The organism is Novosphingobium tardum, from assembly GCF_042652045.1.
Taxonomy (GTDB): Bacteria; Pseudomonadota; Alphaproteobacteria; order Sphingomonadales; family Sphingomonadaceae; genus Novosphingobium; species Novosphingobium tardum.
Genome location: NZ_JBHSDR010000006.1, coordinates 1,075,310 through 1,091,569 on the forward strand (window position 1 = coordinate 1,075,310; position 16,260 = coordinate 1,091,569).

The 16,260-nt window shown below is 67.3% G+C and carries 23 protein-coding genes; 16 read left to right on the forward strand and 7 right to left on the reverse strand.

The window, feature by feature from the left end; all coding sequences use genetic code 11:
• Nucleotides 1-32: 32 nt before the first annotated feature.
• The 6 genes from infB to pspF form a co-directional block, all read right to left on the reverse strand.
• Nucleotides 33-2,606 carry a translation initiation factor IF-2 gene (gene infB, locus ACFO0A_RS13145; RefSeq protein ID WP_379539455.1) on the reverse strand — a complete coding sequence of 858 codons (2,574 nt, stop codon included), beginning with the start codon at nt 2,604-2,606 and terminating at the stop codon, nt 33-35.
• Nucleotides 2,603-3,382 (reverse strand): DUF448 domain-containing protein, encoded by a 780-nt coding sequence (locus tag ACFO0A_RS13150; protein ID WP_379539456.1) that lies wholly within the window; start codon nt 3,380-3,382, stop codon nt 2,603-2,605. Before ACFO0A_RS13150 ends, infB begins: the two co-directional genes overlap by 4 nt.
• Nucleotides 3,363-5,018: a transcription termination factor NusA gene (gene nusA, locus ACFO0A_RS13155; RefSeq protein ID WP_379539457.1), complete on the reverse strand. Its 1,656-nt coding sequence runs from the start codon at nt 5,016-5,018 to the stop codon at nt 3,363-3,365. The genes ACFO0A_RS13150 and nusA overlap by 20 nt, the downstream gene beginning before the upstream one ends.
• Nucleotides 5,019-5,022: 4 nt before the next feature.
• Nucleotides 5,023-5,628, reverse strand: coding sequence for a ribosome maturation protein RimP (gene rimP, locus ACFO0A_RS13160; RefSeq protein WP_379539458.1), 606 nt, complete (start codon nt 5,626-5,628; stop codon nt 5,023-5,025).
• A gap of 138 nt (nt 5,629-5,766) precedes the next feature.
• Nucleotides 5,767-6,039 (reverse strand): hypothetical protein, encoded by a 273-nt coding sequence (locus ACFO0A_RS13165; RefSeq protein ID WP_379539459.1) that lies wholly within the window; start codon nt 6,037-6,039, stop codon nt 5,767-5,769.
• A 25-nt stretch (nt 6,040-6,064) separates the two neighbouring features.
• Complete coding sequence (gene pspF / locus ACFO0A_RS13170) at nt 6,065-7,108, reverse strand: phage shock protein operon transcriptional activator (protein ID WP_379539460.1); 1,044 nt, start codon at nt 7,106-7,108, stop codon at nt 6,065-6,067.
• Nucleotides 7,109-7,284: 176 nt separating this feature from the next.
• Between pspF and ACFO0A_RS13175 the strand changes: the two genes are divergently transcribed.
• From ACFO0A_RS13175 to ACFO0A_RS13215, 9 genes are read left to right on the forward strand one after another with little or no spacing between them, the layout of a single operon-like run.
• A complete protein-coding gene (locus tag ACFO0A_RS13175) occupies nt 7,285-7,440 on the forward strand; it encodes a hypothetical protein (RefSeq protein WP_379539461.1) in 156 nt (51 codons plus the stop codon).
• Nucleotides 7,437-8,339, forward strand: coding sequence for a phage shock protein PspA (gene pspA / locus ACFO0A_RS13180; protein ID WP_379539462.1), 903 nt, complete (start codon nt 7,437-7,439; stop codon nt 8,337-8,339). Before ACFO0A_RS13175 ends, pspA begins: the two co-directional genes overlap by 4 nt.
• 4 nt (nt 8,340-8,343) lie before the next feature.
• Nucleotides 8,344-8,652, forward strand: coding sequence for an envelope stress response membrane protein PspB (gene pspB, locus ACFO0A_RS13185; RefSeq protein WP_379539463.1), 309 nt, complete (start codon nt 8,344-8,346; stop codon nt 8,650-8,652).
• Nucleotides 8,649-9,026, forward strand: a complete 378-nt coding sequence (gene pspC / locus ACFO0A_RS13190) for an envelope stress response membrane protein PspC (RefSeq protein ID WP_379539464.1) — start codon at nt 8,649-8,651, stop codon at nt 9,024-9,026. The genes pspB and pspC overlap by 4 nt, the downstream gene beginning before the upstream one ends.
• A gap of 28 nt (nt 9,027-9,054) precedes the next feature.
• A complete protein-coding gene (locus tag ACFO0A_RS13195) occupies nt 9,055-9,351 on the forward strand; it encodes a hypothetical protein (protein WP_379539465.1) in 297 nt (98 codons plus the stop codon).
• Nucleotides 9,351-9,641 carry a hypothetical protein gene (locus ACFO0A_RS13200; RefSeq protein WP_379539466.1) on the forward strand — a complete coding sequence of 97 codons (291 nt, stop codon included), beginning with the start codon at nt 9,351-9,353 and terminating at the stop codon, nt 9,639-9,641. The genes ACFO0A_RS13195 and ACFO0A_RS13200 overlap by 1 nt, the downstream gene beginning before the upstream one ends.
• Entirely contained in the window at nt 9,638-9,937 is a 300-nt protein-coding gene (locus ACFO0A_RS13205; RefSeq protein WP_379539467.1) for a hypothetical protein, read from the forward strand. Before ACFO0A_RS13200 ends, ACFO0A_RS13205 begins: the two co-directional genes overlap by 4 nt.
• Before the next feature lie 33 nt (nt 9,938-9,970).
• Nucleotides 9,971-10,201 (forward strand): hypothetical protein, encoded by a 231-nt coding sequence (locus ACFO0A_RS13210; RefSeq protein WP_379539468.1) that lies wholly within the window; start codon nt 9,971-9,973, stop codon nt 10,199-10,201.
• Between the two features lie 25 nt (nt 10,202-10,226).
• Nucleotides 10,227-10,637, forward strand: a complete 411-nt coding sequence (locus tag ACFO0A_RS13215) for a SufE family protein (RefSeq protein ID WP_379539469.1) — start codon at nt 10,227-10,229, stop codon at nt 10,635-10,637.
• Between the two features lie 196 nt (nt 10,638-10,833).
• On the opposite strand, the gene ACFO0A_RS13220 is transcribed toward ACFO0A_RS13215, so the two are convergent.
• Nucleotides 10,834-11,358: a sterol desaturase family protein gene (locus ACFO0A_RS13220; protein WP_379539470.1), complete on the reverse strand. Its 525-nt coding sequence runs from the start codon at nt 11,356-11,358 to the stop codon at nt 10,834-10,836.
• Nucleotides 11,359-11,501: 143 nt separating this feature from the next.
• On the opposite strand from ACFO0A_RS13220, the gene ACFO0A_RS13225 reads away from it, so the two are divergent.
• The 7 genes from ACFO0A_RS13225 to ACFO0A_RS13255 all read left to right on the forward strand — a co-directional run bounded on the left by ACFO0A_RS13225 (nt 11,502) and on the right by ACFO0A_RS13255 (nt 16,232).
• Nucleotides 11,502-11,921, forward strand: coding sequence for a hypothetical protein (locus ACFO0A_RS13225; protein WP_379539471.1), 420 nt, complete (start codon nt 11,502-11,504; stop codon nt 11,919-11,921).
• Between the two features lie 89 nt (nt 11,922-12,010).
• Nucleotides 12,011-13,441 carry a 3-isopropylmalate dehydratase large subunit gene (gene leuC, locus ACFO0A_RS13230; protein ID WP_379539472.1) on the forward strand — a complete coding sequence of 477 codons (1,431 nt, stop codon included), beginning with the start codon at nt 12,011-12,013 and terminating at the stop codon, nt 13,439-13,441.
• The gene (locus tag ACFO0A_RS13235; protein WP_379539473.1) at nt 13,438-13,842 is read left to right on the forward strand and encodes a GFA family protein; all 405 of its coding nucleotides are present in this window, start codon (nt 13,438-13,440) and stop codon (nt 13,840-13,842) included. Before leuC ends, ACFO0A_RS13235 begins: the two co-directional genes overlap by 4 nt.
• 20 nt (nt 13,843-13,862) lie before the next feature.
• Nucleotides 13,863-14,330 (forward strand): DNA-deoxyinosine glycosylase, encoded by a 468-nt coding sequence (locus ACFO0A_RS13240; RefSeq protein WP_379539474.1) that lies wholly within the window; start codon nt 13,863-13,865, stop codon nt 14,328-14,330.
• 52 nt (nt 14,331-14,382) lie between these two features.
• Complete coding sequence (locus ACFO0A_RS13245) at nt 14,383-14,556, forward strand: hypothetical protein (protein WP_379539475.1); 174 nt, start codon at nt 14,383-14,385, stop codon at nt 14,554-14,556.
• 35 nt (nt 14,557-14,591) lie between these two features.
• Entirely contained in the window at nt 14,592-15,194 is a 603-nt protein-coding gene (gene leuD / locus ACFO0A_RS13250; RefSeq protein WP_379539476.1) for a 3-isopropylmalate dehydratase small subunit, read from the forward strand.
• Between the two features lie 36 nt (nt 15,195-15,230).
• The gene (locus ACFO0A_RS13255) at nt 15,231-16,232 is read left to right on the forward strand and encodes an NADPH:quinone oxidoreductase family protein (RefSeq protein ID WP_379539477.1); all 1,002 of its coding nucleotides are present in this window, start codon (nt 15,231-15,233) and stop codon (nt 16,230-16,232) included.
• Nucleotides 16,233-16,260: the final 28 nt, after the last annotated feature.

Consider the following 16,260-nt stretch of genomic DNA (forward strand, 5'->3'; position numbering starts at 1 on the left):
TCAGCCCCTCCCGCACGCGGGAGGGGAGGTTATCACAGCGTCCGTTCGCGCATCTCGACTTCGAACGTCTCGAGCACGTCGCCCGCCTTGATGTCGTTCGTGTCCTGAAGGACGACACCGCATTCGAGCCCGGCGCGGACCTCGGCAACGTCGTCCTTGAACCGCCGCAGCGAAGCCACGGTGGTCTTGCTGACGATGACGTCGTCGCGGGTGATGCGGGCGTGGATGCCCTTGCGGATATAACCGTCGGTGACGAGCAAGCCGGCGGCCTTGTCGTGCTTGCCGGCGGGGAAGATCTCCTTGATCTCGGCCCTGCCGACCACCGTCTCGATCCGCTCCGGACCCAGTTCGCCGGCCATTTCCTTACGGATGTCGTCGGTCAGGTGGTAGATCACGTCGAAGTACTTCATCCGCACCTTGTGGCGCTCGATCAGCTCGCGCGCCTTGGCGTTCGGGCGGACGTTGAAGCCGACGATCGGCGCGCCGCTGGCCTGGGCCAGGGTCACGTCGCTCTCGGTGATCGCACCCACGCCCGAATTGAGCACGCGGACCTTGATCATGTCGTTCGAGATCTTGTGCAGCGCGTTGACGATCGCCTCGGTCGAGCCCTGGACGTCGGCCTTCACCACGATCGGATATTCGATCACGTTGGCCTTGTCGGCCAGCGCCGAGAACATCGTGTCGAGGCTGGCGGGCGCGATGGCGGTGCGCCGCTCGGTCGCCAACTCCTGGCGATAGGCAGCGACTTCGCGCGCCCGGGCCTCGTTCTCGACCACGGTCAGAGTGTCGCCGGCGTGGGGAACGCCGCCGATGCCGAGGACCTCGACCGGCATCGAAGGAGTGGCTTCCTTGATCTGCCGCCCCTTGTCGTCGGTCATCGCGCGGACGCGGCCCGACTGGGTGCCGACCACCAGCACGTCGCCGGTACGGAGCGTGCCGCGGTTGACCAGGACGGTCGCCAGCGGGCCCTTGCCCTTGTCGAGCTTGGCCTCGATCACCGTGCCCTCGGCCTCGCGGTCGGGGTTGGCGCGCAGTTCCATGAGTTCGGCCTGGAGCAGGATCTTCTCGATCAGGTCGTCAAGCCCGGTCCTGTTCTTGGCCGAAACCTCGACGTCCTGCACGTCGCCCGACATCGCCTCGACGACGATCTCGTGCTCGAGCAGCCGCTCGCGAATCCGCTGCGGATTGGCCTCTGGCTTGTCGACCTTGTTGATCGCGACGATCATCGGCACGCCGGCGGCCTTGGTGTGATTGATCGCCTCGATCGTCTGCGGCATCAGCCCGTCGTCCGCCGCGACCACCAACACCACGATGTCGGTCACGTTGGCGCCGCGCTGGCGCATCTCGGTGAACGCTTCGTGGCCCGGAGTGTCGAGGAAGGTGACGAGATCGCCGTTCTTCGTCTTGATCTGGTAAGCGCCGATATGCTGGGTGATGCCGCCCGCCTCGCCCGCGACCACGTCGGTCCCGCGCAATGCGTCGAGCAGGCTGGTCTTGCCGTGATCGACATGGCCCATGATCGTGACGACCGGGGGACGCGGCTTCAGCGTCTCGGCGGCATCGACGTCGCCGGCGGTGTCGATGTCGACGTCGCTGGCCGAAACGCGGGTCAGGTTGTGGCCGAACTCGGTCACCAGCAATTCGGCGGTGTCCTGGTCGATCGTCTGGTTGACGGTGACCATCATGCCCATCTTGAACAGCGCCTTCACCAGGTCGGCGCCCTTCTCGGCCATGCGGTTGGCCAGTTCCTGGACGGTGATCGCCTCGGGGACGACGACGTCGCGGACCTGCTTCTCGCGCGGCTGGGCCGCTCCGCCGAAGTGAGCGCGCTTTTCCTTCTCGCGCGCACGCTTGAGCGCGGCGAGGCTGCGGGCGCGTGCGCCCTCGTCCTCGTTGAGCGCACGGTTGACGGTGAGCTTGCCAGCCTGGCGGCGTTCGTTGACGCCCGACTTGTCGCGCGGGTGCGCAACCTTCTTGGCCGGTTCGGGCCGCTTGATCGGCGCGACCGGGGTGAACCGGCGCGGGGCGGGCGCGGCTTCGCCAGTGGTGGCGGCTTCCTCGGCAGCCGGCGCCTCTTCAGCCGTCGGCGCGGCAGCGGCAGGCTGTTCGACAGCAGGCGTAGCGGCGGCCGCTTCCGCGGGAGCGGCTGCAGGCGCAGCGGGCGCGGCGGCGGGCTTCGCCGGGGCAGGCTCGGCCTCACCCTTGGCGCGAGCCTCGGCACGGCGCTTTTCTTCCTCGGCGGCGCGGGCACGCTCCTCGGCCTCGCGGCGGCTCGTTTCCTCGAGCGCGGCCATACGGGCCTCTTCGGCCTCGCGCAGCAGGCGAGCCTGCATTTCCTGGCGAGTCTCGGCATCGGCCAGCGGCGTGCGCCGCGGGGGCGGCGGCGGAGCGGCAGGCGCTGCGACGGGCGGCGGCGGCGGGGCCGCGACGGGCGCTGCCTCGGGCGCGCTGCCGGGCTTGCCGACGAGCTTGCGGCGCTTCACCTCGACCACGACCTTGTTGGTGCGGCCGTGGCTGAAGGTCTGCTTGACCTCACCCGCTTCGACCGAACGCTTCAGTCCCAGCGGACGGCGGCCCAGGGTCGGCTTGTTGTCGGTATCACTCATCGAACTGTTGCGTCCTTCGTCATCTTTTCGTCGTCATCGATCCGGCCGAGCGACAGCACCGCCGGATCCCCGCTATCTTCATCTGCTGAACCTGCATCCGGTCCGCTCGCACGGCCGAGAAAGCGCATCAGGCGCCCCAGCGGAACCGCCACCCTGGCGGCGGCCGCGGAATCGGTCAGCGCCAGGTGGACGACGTTGTCGCGGCCCAATGCCACAGACAACGAGGCCCGGTCCAGTGGCAAGGTCGTGCCCGTGTGGCCGGAACCTTCGGCATCGCGTCCCACGCGCCAGGCCTGGTCGAGCTTGCGCGAGCCGTCCTCGCCCGCGTCGGCGGCATGGGCCAGCCACGCCACCCGGCCGCTGCGGGCATGTTCCGCGATCCGATCGGATCCCAGGAGCAGCCGCCCGGCGCGCATTTCGAGGCCGAGGCGATCGGTGAACGCACGGGTCAGCGCGGCTTCGACCATCGCCCCCAGGTCGGCCGGAACGCCCATCGCGGCACCCTTGAACGCCCGCCCCAGTGCGCCCTTCAGCTTGCCCTTGGCCACGGCCTCGTCGAGCGCGGCGCGGTCAATGCCGAGCCATGCGCCGCGGCCCGGCGCGCGTGCCAGGGCATCGGGAAAGACCTGTCCGTCGGGCGCAATCGCCAGCCGCACGAAATCGTCGCGCGATCCGTGCGCGCCGGACACGATGCAGCGCCGTTCCGGCGAACCCTTGTCCGCCGGCCGGCCGTCAACGATGTCGACGTCTAGCGGCTCATTGTGAGGAACCCGCATCGGCGGCCTCCTCTGCCGGAGGGGTCGCGGCTGCATCCGCCGCGGGTTCTTCGTCGAACCAGTGCGCGCGGGCAGCCATGATGATCTCGTTGCCCTGCTCTTCGTTCAGGCCATACTCGCCCAGAACGCCGCCCTTGTCCTCGGGACGCGGGTCGCGGCGCACCAGCGGCGGGGGCGAACCTTCGCGGCGGCGCGGCTCGGCGCGCTTCTTCTGGATCAGTTCGTCGGTCGCCAGGTCGGCAAGATCGTCGAGCGTCTTGATCCCAGCCTTGCCGAGCGTGACGAGCATCGCCTCGGTCAGATGCGGCAGTTCGGCCAGGGCATCGTCGACGCCAAGCTCGCGGCGCTGCGCGCGCAGGGCTTCGTCGCGGCGTTCGAGCGCTTCGGACGCACGGCTCTGCAGTTCTTCGGCCAGTTCCTCGTCGAAGCCCTCGATCCCGCCGAGTTCCTCGATCGGCACGTAGGCCACCTCCTCGAGGTCGGTGAAGCCTTCAGCGACGAGCAACTGCGACAGCGTCTCGTCGACGTCGAGTTCTTCCTCGAACAGCTTTGAGCGCTCGGCGAATTCGCGCTGGCGCTTCTCGCTGGCTTCCGCCTCGGTCAGGATGTCGATCGCCGAGCCGGTCAGCGACGAGGCGAGGCGAACGTTCTGGCCGCGGCGGCCGATGGCGAGCGAAAGCTGGTCGTCGGGCACGACCACCTCGATCCGGCTTTCCTCTTCGTCGATCACCACGCGGCTGACCGTCGCGGGCTGCAGCGCGTTGACCACGAACGTGGCGGTGTCTTCCGACCACGGAATGATATCGATCTTCTCGCCCTGCATTTCCTGGACGACCGCCTGGACGCGGCTGCCCTTCATGCCGACGCAGGCGCCGACCGGGTCGATGCTGCTGTCGCGGCTGATCACGCCGATCTTGGCGCGGCTGCCCGGATCGCGGGCGGCGGCCTTGATTTCGATGATGCCGTCGTAGATCTCGGGCACTTCCTGCGCGAACAGCTTCTTCATGAACTCGGGGTGCGCGCGGCTGAGGAAGATCTGCGGGCCGCGGTTCTGACGCTCCACCTTCAGGATCAGCGCACGCACGCGCTCGCCCACGCGGGCGGCTTCGCGCGGGATCTGCTGGTCGCGGCGGATCACGCCCTCGGCGCGGCCCAGGTTGACGATCACGTGGCCGAATTCGACCGACTTGATCACGCCGGTGATGATCTCGCCGGCGCGGTCCTTGAATTCCTCGTACTGGCGCTCGCGCTCGGCATCGCGGACCTTCTGGAAGATCACCTGCTTGGCCGACTGGGCGTCGATCCGGCCCAGGTCCACCGGGGGTAGCGGGTCGACGATGAAATCGCCCAGCGCGGCGCCGGGCTGGAGCTTCTCGGCCTGCTTGAGATCGACCTGCTTGAAGTAGTCCTCAACCTCCTCGACGACCTCGACCACGCGCCACAGGCGCAGGTCGCCGGTGCGCGGATCGAGCTTGGCGCGGATGTCGTTCTCGGCACCGTAGCGGTTGCGCGCGGACTTCTGGATCGCTTCTTCCATCGCCTCGATGACGATCGACTTGTCGATCATCTTCTCGGTGGCGACCGAGTTCGCGATTGCAAGCAGTTCAGCCTTGTTGGCGGAAATCGCACTGGCCATGAGTTTACGCGTCCTGTTCCTGATCCAAGAATTCTGTGTCGATGTCGTCTTCGTCGGCGACCGCGGTCAGTTCCTCCTCTTCCACGCCGGACGTATCCAGCGGGCGGGTCGCAGCGATCAGCCGGTCGGTCAGCAGCAGCTTGGCCGATGCGACGTCGTCAAAGGCGAAACGTACCGGGCCCGACTTGCGGTCGACAAACGCGATCGTGCCGACGTCGACCCCGGTGATCGTGCCGTTGAGCGACTTGCGCTCACCCTGCTCGGTCACCACCGGGTTGGCCAACTGGACCCGTGCCTCGTGCCCCGCCCAGTCGGCGAAGTCGGCGAGGCGGGTCAGCGGCCGGTCGATCCCGGGCGAGCTGACCTCGAGCCGGTAGCCGCCCTCGATCGGGTCGCTGCCGGCTTCCTCGAGCGCGTCGAGCCGGTCGGAAATGCGGCGCGAGAGCGCGGCGCAATCGTCGATGTTGAGCTGGCGGGTGGAAGGCCGCTCGGCCATCACCTGAAGCGTCCGGTCCTCGCCCTCGCCGAACAGCGCCACGCGCACCAGCACGAAACCCAGGGCCTTGGCCTCGGGTTCGACGATCTGGGTCAGGGCGGCAAGATCGGCCAAGATGGTCTCCGTCAGGGTGTGACATCGCGAAGCAAAGGCGGTTGGTGCCGGCCCCTTTCGGCGCCAGCCCGGACGTTGCTAACAATGTCTGGATAAGCGGCCAGATAGGTCGTCAGGCCGCGCTTTGCAAGGCCGAAGTCAGGCCGCCCCGCACTTGGCCTCGATATCCCTGTCCACCCGGTCCAGCATCTCGCTGTCCGCCTCGACCGTGCCGCGCTCGACCGCCTGGTCCCAGTAGGCCTGCGCCTCGGCGCGCATCGCCGCGCACTGCGCGTCGCGGGCTCCGCCGGCATCCTTCACCGCCGCGGTCAACGCGCCTTCGTTATTGACCATCCACCACGAGGCGAGGCCCGCGGCCGCGATCACCGCCAGGGCAAGAATTCCCAGCCGCCTGAAAAGCTTGTCGAACATCCGCCCCCCCACCGGCGCCTTCAGATCACGCCTTGGCCGCGCTGTCCATCAGTCCGTGCTTCTTCATGCAGTGACGCAGCTGGTCGTAGGTCAGGCCCAGCGCCTTTGCAGTCTGCCGCTGGTTGTAGCGGTTGCGCCCCAGATGATGCTCGATGATCGCGCGCTCGTGCGCATCCACCGCGCGGCGCAGGTCCTCGACCTGGTCGTAGCCGGGCACGGGCGCCTGCCGGTTCTCGTTTGCCGGCAGCCCGGGCGCGGGGGTGTGGGCGGCGCTCGTCGCCGGCGCGGCGGGCTTCCACGGCGAATCAAACGGGTCGAACTGGATGTGGGCGATGGGCTGCGCCGCGTCGTCCCAGCGATAGACCGCGCGCTCGATCACGTTGCGCAGCTCGCGCACGTTGCCGGGCCAGGCATAGTCCTCGAGCATGCGCATCGCATTGTCGGCAAAGCCCGGCCAGGCGTCCCATTCGAGCTCGGTCGCCATGCGCCGCCCGAAGTATTCGGCGAGGACATAAACGTCGCCCTCGCGGACCCGCAGCGGCGGCAGGGTGATGACCTCGAAGCTGAGCCGATCGAGCAGGTCGGCACGAAAATCGCCGCGCTCGGCCAGGCGCGGCAGGTCCTCGTTGGTCGCGGCCACGATCCGCACGTCGACCCGGATCGGGCGCGAGGCGCCGATGCGCGTGACCTCGCCGTACTCGACCGCGCGCAGCAGCCGTTCCTGCGCGGCCATCGAGAGCGTCGCCAGCTCGTCGAGGAACAGGGTGCCCTTGTCGGCTTCCTCGAACCGCCCCGCGCGGGCGCGGGTCGCGCCGGTGAAGGCGCCGGCCTCGTGCCCGAACAATTCGGCCTCGATCAGCGTTTCGGGCAAGGCCGCGCAGTTGAGGGTGATGAGCGGCTCGTCCCAGCGCGTGGACAGGCGGTGGAGCCGCTCGGCGATCAGTTCCTTGCCCGTCCCGCGCTCGCCGATGACGAGCACCGGGCGGCGCATGGGCGCGGCGCGGCTGGCGCGCTCGACCGCATCGAGAAAAGCGCCCGACTGGCCGATGAACTGGACTTCACGATCCATGGCTGTCCCTCTTGTCCCAAGCCATAGCGGATTTTCCCAACATTGGGCAATGGTCACTAACGCGGATGCCGCCGCGACCTGCCGGAATGGCGAATATCCGCCACTGGTTCGACTTGGCACGCACCTTGCTGAAAGGTGAACATTACCGCAAACAATCAGCCAGGAAGGCCCCGACGATGTACCACCCCAGCTTCTTCCGCACCAAGCTCGGCCGCGCCGCGGTCGTCAGCATTGCGGCCATGTTGGCGATGAACGTCGTAGCGCTCAATGCGCAGCTCCACGCGATCCCGACGGCCTATGCCTCGGGCTCGCCCATGGTGGAACTGGCATGAGCGATCCGGGCGATCCGTTCGACCTCGGGCCGGAGCGCATGGCCCCACCCCCCCGCGATGGCACCCAGTCCCGCCATCGTGCCGACGCTCCGGCCCGTTCCTCCTCGCGCCCCTTCGGGCGGTTCGAGGAGGAAGTCGAAAGCCTGCGCCGCAGCCGCGCCGGCGAAACCCGCCAATCATCCCCCCGTCCCCAAGCCGGAGTTCAATTCATGGGCATCTTTTCGCGGACCCGCGATATCATTGCCGCCAATTTCAACGACCTGCTCGACAAGGCCGACGATCCCGCCAAGATGATCCGCATGATCATCCTCGAGATGGAGGAAACGCTGGTCGAGGTGCGCGCCAGCGCGGCGCGCACGATCGCCGACCAGAAGGAAATGCACCGCCACACGCTCAAGCTCGACCAGCTCCAGGCCGATTGGGGCGAAAAGGCGCAGCTCGCGCTCAGCAAGGACCGCGAGGACCTGGCCCGCGGCGCGCTGGTCGAGAAGAAGAAGGCCGCCGACATGGCCGAGCAGATCAAGATCGAGATCGGCGTGCTCGACGACGCCCTGCGCGCCTACGAGCAGGATATCGACAAGCTCCAGAACCGCCTGCGCGAAGCCCGCAGCCGCCAGACCGCGATCGCCGCGCGCCTCGAAAGCGCCGAGAACCGGGTCAAGCTGCGCACCCTGCTCGCGACCGAGCGGGTCGACGACGCGATGGCGCGGTTCGATCAGCTCGAACGCCGGGTCGACTATGCCGAAGGCCGCGCCGACGCGCTGAGCCTGGCCGACGGGACCGCGACGCCGAGCCTGGCCGACCAGATCTCGGCCCTCGCCGGCAGCGACAAGATCGACGAGGAACTGGAAGAAATGAAGCGCGCGCTCAAGGGCGACGCCGACGGCAAGGAGGGCTGAAGTCATGGACGATGGTTTCATCCCGCTCGTCGCGATCCTGGGCATCTTCATCGGCCTGCCGTGGATCGTGCTCCACTACATCACCCGGTGGAAGACCGCCGCGACCCTGACCAATGACGACGAGACCCTGCTGGAAGAGCTGTACCAGCTCGCCCGGCGGCTGGACGAACGGATGGACACGGTCGAGCGCCTGGTCGCTTCCGACAACCCCGAATTTCGCCCTGCCCGCATCGTGCACGACCGCGAAATAGACAACCAGCCGCTGCGCGAGCTCGACCGCATGCTCGCCGAAAAGGGAAGGACCTCGAAGTGAACAGCCTGCGCACCCGCTTTTACCGCGACAAGCAGAACGGCAAGATCATGGGCGTGTGCGCCGGGATCGCCGACTACACCGGGGTCGACGTGCTGTGGGTCCGGCTGGGCGCGATCGCGCTGGTCCTGATGGGGGCCGGGATCGTGATCCCCGCCTACTTCATCGCCGGGTTTTTCGCGAACAAGAAGCCCGCCCACCTCTACGGCGACAGCGGCGAGCAGAAGTTCTGGCAGCGCGTGCGCCAGTCGCCGGGCCGGACCGCCCGCGAGGTGCGCGCCAGCTTCCGCGACATCGACCGCCGCCTGGCCGAAGTGGAATCGTTCTACGTGACCAGCAACCCGCGCCTTTCGGCCGAGATCGAACGCCTGCGCTGATCGACACGCATTATTGGGGACTTTGAAAATGGGCGAACTTGCACTTCTCATTCCGCTTGCGCCGTTTCTGCTGGGGGGCTTCGCGATCTGGACCCGCCACCAGAGCAAGCTGGCGCAGCAGCGGATCCAGTCGACGAGCGAACTCAGCGCGGAAAAGGCGGCGCAATATGCCGCCCACACCCAGCAGCTCGAGGACCGCGTCCGGGTGCTGGAGCGGATCGTGACCGACAAGGGCTATGACGTGGCAACGCAGATCGAGGCGCTGCGCGATGCGCGCCGCACCGAGGCGCTGATCGACCAGTCCGAAAGCAAGATCCGCAACTGATGGGACCCGGCGAGACCATCGCGCTGATTGCCGTCGTCATCCTGATAATCGTCGGGCTGGGCGTGATGGGAAGCATGTATTCGCGCCGCCTGGCCTTCAAGGAGCGCCAGCTCGAACTGCGGATCGCGCAGGAAAACTCCGCCGCTCCGGCGCGCAGCACCGACGACGTGGCAAAGCTGGAACAGCGGGTGCGCGTGCTCGAACGCATCGCAACCGACAATCCGGGCCGCCTCGCCGCCGCGATCGAGGATCTGCGCCAGCCGCATCCGCTGAAGGAAGAACTGCAGTGAACTTCTGGACCGCCATTGTCGTCATGGTCGCGATCATCGCGTTCACGAACATGCGGATGGCCAAATATCGCGGCGGCGCCCGCGAAAGCCTGCGCGACGAGGTTCGCGGGATGCGGGGGCTTCGCGGCCATCATGGCGACGCGATGGACGCGCTGCCCCAGAGCCCGCGTGAGGCCGACCTCGAACGCGAGGTCGCCGACCTGAAGAAGCGCCTGGCGGTGCTGGAACGTATCGCGACGGACGAGCGGCAGAGCCGGTCGATCGCGCAGGAAATAGAATCGCTGCGCGACCGGTAACGGTGCGCACGCCCGCATGAAGGGACCACGATCATGGCTTACGATTATCTTCTGATCGCTGCCGCCTCTCTGGTGGGCCTGGTGGTGATCGCGGCAACCGCGCTGAAGGGCTGGCAGGGCTGGCTCGAGCTCAAGACCCGCGAACTGGAACAGGCGCGCGGACCCGACCTCGGCTCGGCCCCGGGCATGGCACGGATCGAAATCGCCGATCTCAAGGAACGGATCCGCAAGCTGGAAGCTATTGCCGCGGGGGTGGACCTCTAGGGCCCACATGATAGAGGCCGCGTCCATGCGCAGCCTCGACGACATTTTCGAAGAATACGATTTCCTCGACGGCGACGAACGATATCGCCTGCTGATCGACCTGGGCCGCAGCCTTGAACCCATGCCCGACGCGCTGAAGACCGACGCCACGCTCGTCCGCGGCTGTTCGGCCAGCGTCTGGGTCTATCCGGTGCCGCAGCCCGGCGGCAGGCTGCACTTCCTTGCCGACAGCAATGCCGCGATCACCAAGGGCATCGTCGCCCTGGTGCTGGCGGCGGTGCAGGATCGCCCGGCCGCCGAAGTGGCGGGGATGGACATTGCTGCCGCGCTTGCGCCGTTCGACCTCGGCAACCAGCTTTCGTCGAACCGCACGCAAGGCATACCCAACATGATCGCGCTGATCCGCCAGACCGCGGCGCGCCTCGTCGCCGGCTGATCGCAAGGCTGTCCTACACGGGGAATCGCTGCCACGGCACGTGGCGAGCCGCTCTTTCCCATCGTGGACCGGATTTTTTATTCCCCTGACGCACCGGATCGCGAGATCGGGAATATTCGTCTGTAATTTCAGGTGCTTGGTTCAGGGCGACACGAGGGTTACAGGTGTCACTTGTGTCACCCTCGGCTGCAGGAGATCAGCCTGCGGCGTCGGCCGCGTCGCGCAGGATCGCCGTCCCGGCGCGGCGCTGCGCGGCCAGTTCGCGCTTGAGCGTCTCGGGCCGCCGCGCGACGACGAACCCGAAACTGACGCCGCCTTCACGGCCCACGGTGGCGTGATGGAGCTTGTGCGCCTGCACGATCCGCCGGGCATATCCGCCGCGCGGAACCCAGCGAAAGTAGCGCTGGTGGACGAGGCCGTCGTGAACGAGCGTGTAGATGATGCCGTAAACCAGCACGCCCAACCCCATCCAGGTCGCCGGCTCCCACGCAGCCGCGCCGGCAACCAGCGGGCTGCCGGCGGAAAAGAGGCCGATGGAAAGCGCGGCGCCGAACAGCGCGAAGAGATCGTTCTTCTCGAGCAGCTTGTCATGCGACTCGTGATGGTCGCGGTGCCAGGCCCAGCCGAAGCCGTGCATGATCCACTTGTGGCTGGCCCACGCGACTCCCTCCATCACGGCGACGGTGGCGAGTACGAGGGCGAAGGCTGAATACGGCGACACCCGCCGGACATACGCCGCCGCCACATATTTTGCGACACTTTCATACGATTTCGACCGATCGGGGTGCAGCGTTCGTTCATAAAAAGAGGTGCAATCCTTAACACGAGCCCGAAACATGGCTCGACCGAAAAAGGAAATCGATTATGCGTACCCGCACGAAAATCCTCGCCACTGCCCTGATCGCGGGTTCGGCGCTGACCGCTGCACTTCCCGCGCAGGCCCAGTCATATCCGCAGGCTAACCGCTACGAGCAGAATCGCCACGAGCAGGATCGCCGCGACTACAACGGCTACGACCGCAACTATCGCGGCAATGCGAATGCGATCTACCAGCAGATCCAGCAGCTGCGGATGCGAATCCAGCGCACTGATGCCCGCGACCGGATCTCGGAGCGCGAAGCAGCCGGACTGCGCCGCGCGGTGAACCAGCTGCAGCAGCAGTTCCGCGACTACAACCGCAACGGCCTGTCGCAGCGCGAAACGCGCATCCTGCAGGACCGCATCAACCAGATCCGCGCTCGCCTCTCCTACGAGCGTCGCGATAACGACGGTCGCCGCTGGTAACCATCGTCACACACGGCCGAAGGCGTCCCGCGACCCCGCGGGGCGCCTTCGCGCTTGCCAACCAGGCCCGCCGTTTCTAGCGAGGCGCCATGGCCAGCCGACCCCGCACACTCTACGAAAAGATCTGGGACGCCCACGTCGTCGAAACGCGCGAGGACGGGACCGCGCTCATCTTCATCGACCGCCACCTGGTCCACGAGGTGACCAGCCCGCAGGCATTCGAGGCGCTGCGCCTTTCGGGTCGGAAGGTCCGCCGCCCCGACCTCACCCTGGCGGTGCCGGACCATAACGTTCCCACTACGCCGCGACTCGATTCCGCTGGCCAGCGCCTGCCCATCGCCGACAGCGAAAGCGCCGCCCAGCTTGCCGCGCTCGAGCGCAACGCGCCGGGCTTCGGCATCCGTTACATCGACGCGGTCGCCCCCGAGCAAGGCATCGTTCATGTCGTCGGGCCCGAGCAGGGGTTCTCGCTGCCCGGTTCCACCATCGTCTGCGGCGACAGCCACACCGCGGCTCACGGCGGGGTCGGGGCGCTAGCGTTCGGGATCGGCACGAGCGAGGTCGAGCATGTGCTGGCCACGCAGACCCTGCTCCTGCGCCGCTCGAAGACCATGGAAGTGCGCGTCGAAGGAGAGCTTGGGCCCGGCATCACTCCCAAGGACCTCATCCTCCATATCGTCGGCGTGGTCGGCACAGCGGGCGGCACGGGCCACGTGATCGAGTATCGCGGCCCGGTGTTCGAGAAGATGAGCGTCGAGGGGCGTCTCACGGTTTGCAACATGAGCATCGAAGCCGGTGCCCGTGCCGGCCTGATCGCACCCGACGAAACGACCTTCGCCTACCTCAAGGGCCGCCCATATTCGCCGACAGGCGCAGAATGGGACGCGGCGGTCGCATGGTGGCGTAGCCTGGCGACCGACCCCGGCGCGCAGTTCGACAAGACCGTCGTGATCAACGCCGCCGATGTCCAGCCGACCGTCACCTGGGGCACCAGTCCCGAAGACGTCGTCGCCATCGGCGGCTCCGTCCCCGCACCGGAAAGCTTCGCCGACCCTTCCAAACAGGAAGCGGCCCGCGCCAGCCTCGAATACATGGGGTTGCGCCCGGGACAGAAGATGTCCGAGGTCGAGATCCAGAACGTGTTCATCGGCAGTTGCACCAACAGCCGCATCGAAGACCTGCGCGCCGCCGCCGAGGTCCTGCGGGGCCGTCGCAAGGCGCCGAACGTGCACTGGGCGATCGTCGTGCCGGGCTCGGGCCTCGTCAAGCGCCAGGCCGAGGCCGAAGGTTTGGACAAGGTGTTCACCGATGCGGGCTTGGAATGGCGCGAGCCCGGGTGCTCCGCCTGCTTGGCGATGAATCCCGACAAGGTCCCGCCGGGGGAACGTTGCGCCAGCACCTCGAACCGCAATTTCGTTGGACGCCAGGGTCCCGGCGCGCGGACTCACCTGCTCAGTCCCGCGATGGCCGCCGCGGCCGCCGTTACCGGCCATCTGACTGACGTGCGCGAACTGGCGTGAACGGCGAATGCCTGTGCCGCGGCGTCTGCGTCACGGTCGCTGCCAGGCCGGACTACATAAATATCTGCAACTGCCGCTTCTGCCGCAGTTCGGGAGCGGCATGGGGCTATTACGAGCGTGCGCAGGTGACCGTTGCCGGAGAGACTCGCGAGTTCACCCGCGACGACATCGACGACGCGTGGCTGATCAAGCATTTCTGTCCCACCTGCGGCGCCACGACTCACTACTCCGCAACTCCGCAGCACCCGAGCGAGCGGGTCGGCGTGAACATGCGCCTGTTCTTGCAGGACCATCTGGCGGGAATCGAAGCGCGGTTCGAGGACGGTCGCCAAGTGGACCGCGAAGACGACGACTTCGTCTGCACCGCCCAGGGCCGCATCGGCGACGGGACCGCGTTCTGAGGCACGCGTCGTTTCCGGCGGTGATCGCGCCAGATACGCAGGTCATCGTTCTCGGCAGCCTGCCCGGCCGGGCCTCCCTGGCCGCCGATCGCTACTACGCCCACCCGCGCAACCAGTTCTGGCGCCTGATCGGCAGCGTCATCGAGCGCGATCTGGTTCCGCTCGAGTACGAAGACAGGCTGGCAGCGCTGCGCGATGGTGGCATCGGTCTTTGGGATACAGTGGCATCGGCGGAACGCGCGGGCAGCCTCGACACCGCGCTGCGCAACGTCACGCGCAACCCGCTGGCCGATGTGCTTGAACGCGCGCCGAAGCTGCGTGCGCTCGGCTTCAACGGCGGCGCGGCGGCGCGGATCGGGCGCAAGGCATTGCCGTCCGACACACCGCTCGCCCTCATCGACCTGCCGTCGTCGAGTCCCGCCTACTGCCGCATTTCCGTGGACGAGAAGGCACAGGCCTGGGCGCAGCTGCGCGAATTCCTGGCCTGAAGCTCGCGACGACTCTTGCGAGGGCGCGCGCGGAATGCCAGTTTGCGCCGCGATGACCAAGAAAACGACCGACAGCACCAAGTGGGCCGGCCCGGCCGCCCTTGCCGGTGCCGCCATCGGCTCGGCCGCTCTGGCCGCCGCCCTCCTTTTCGCCTCGCGCCGCAAGGAGCGCGCCGACGCTGCCGCCAAGCCACGGCCCAGCGCTCCGCCGCCCGAAACCGACTAGTTGCGCGGGGCCGCCGCCCCGCTATAGCGAGCGCCATGCAACCGGTTAGCCAGATCGAAGGCCGGGCCATCCCGCTCGGCCGCAAGAACGTCGATACCGACGTCATCATTCCCGCGCACTGGCTCAAGACCATCACCCGCGAGGGGCTTGGCCGCGGCGCTTTCGAAACGATCCGCAAGGAGCCGAACAACCTGTTCGACGATCCCCGCTTTGCGGGAGCGCCGATCCTGATTGCCGGCGACAACTTCGGTTGCGGCTCCAGCCGCGAGCACGCCGCATGGGCCCTGCTCGATCTTGGCATAACCTGCGTGATCGCGCCCAGCTTCTCGGACATCTTTGCGGGCAACGCCTTCAAGAACGGCATTCTTGCCATCGCCCTGCCGCAGGAGGCGATCGATCGCCTCCTCGAAGTGGCCCAGACCGATCCCATTGCGGTCGATCTCGAGCACCAGACGGTCACCACGCCTTTCCAAGACCGCTTCGTCTTCGCCATCGATCCGTTCCGCAAGCAGTGCCTTGCCGAAGGGCTGGACGAGATCGGGCTGACCCTGGCCCGCGACACCGCAATCGGCGATTACGAAAAACGCCAGCGCCGCGACCTGCCCTGGCTCGCGCGCGGCACCGGACAAGCGGCATGAACAGGCCCGGACAAGCGGCCGGATGAGAGGATCACAATGAAAGCGCTACGCACCCACGCCATCGGCGGACCCGAGACCCTTACTCTCGACGAAATCGATCCGCCTGTCGCCGGACCGGGCCAGGTGCTGGTGGCGGTAAAGACCTGCGCGATCAATTTTCCCGACACGCTGATGATCCGCGACATGTATCAGTTCAAGCCGCAGCGCCCCTATTCCCCGGGCGGCGAAATCGCCGGGGTGATCGAGGCGATCGGCGAAGGCGTGACCGGATGGAGCGTCGGCGACAAGGTCCTGGCCGGAACCGGCAACGGCGGACTGTGCGAGAAGGTCGTGGTCGATCCCGGCCGGCTGTTCCGCATTCCCGAAGGCGTATCCTTCGAGCAGGCGGCGTCGCTGCTGATGACTTACGGCACGACGATCCACGGATTGCGCGATCGCGGGCACCTCAAGGCCGGCGACACCCTTCTGGTGCTGGGCGCGGCCGGCGGGGTGGGACTCTCGGCCGTTGAGCTGGGCAAGGTCATGGGCGCGCGCGTGATCGCCGCTGTCTCGAGTGAAGAGAAGGCGCAGATCGCACGCAACGCCGGTGCCGACGACGTGGTCATCTACGGACGTCCCCCGTTCGACAAGGACCAGAGCCGGGCCTTGACCGAGCAGTTCAAGGCGGCCTGCGGCCCCGACGGCGCGCAAGTGATCTACGATATCGTCGGCGGTGATTATTCCGAGCCCGCGCTGCGCGCGATCGGCTGGGAAGGCCGTTTTCTGGTTGTGGGCTTTCCTGCGGGAATCGCCCGGATGCCGCTCAACCTCACGCTGCTGAAGTCTTGCGATATCTGCGGTGTGTTCTGGGGCGCGTTCACTGCTCGCGAGCCCGAAGCATACCGCGCCCAGGTCGCGGAGCTGCTGGACCTGCTTCAGGCGGGAAAGATCAATCCGCTGGTGAGCGAAGTGCTTCCGCTCGAGCGGGGGGGAGAAGCGATCGCGCTGCTTCAGGATCGCAAGGCAGTGGGCAAGGTTGTGGTGCGCGTGGCGCCGTGATCTCGCTTGCGGCGCCTGCCTGCGCTGC